Genomic DNA, 266 nt, shown 5'->3' with positions numbered 1-266 from the left:
ACCAGCCCACGACGTACGGCAACTATCCGCTGTTCGAGGACCGCCGGCCGCGCAACGTCGGCGACATCGTCACCATCGTCCTGAACGAGAAGACCAACGCCTCCAAGAACGTCGCGACCAACACCAACCGCAGCGGCAACGCCAGCCTGGGCATCGCCGCCGCGCCGTCGTTCATGGACAGCTGGGCCAACGCCAACCTGAACACCGACGCCAAGGGCGGCAACGTGTCGCAGGGCAAGGGCGACAGCACGGCCAACAACGCCTTC

At 66.2% G+C, this 266-nt stretch carries 1 protein-coding gene; it reads left to right on the top strand.

Features of this window, described 5'->3' with window-relative positions; translation table 11 throughout:
- On the top strand, nucleotides 1-266 hold a 266-nt coding region (locus ACRHNM_RS16955), incomplete at both ends, for a flagellar basal body L-ring protein FlgH (RefSeq protein ID WP_431137794.1).

It is taken from the genome of Psychroserpens mesophilus, assembly GCF_050617655.1.
In the GTDB taxonomy this organism is placed as follows: Bacteria; Bacteroidota; Bacteroidia; order Flavobacteriales; family Flavobacteriaceae; genus Psychroserpens; species Psychroserpens mesophilus_A.
Note: the sequence above shows the minus strand (reverse complement) of the source record. Positions and strands in the feature narration are given on the sequence as shown.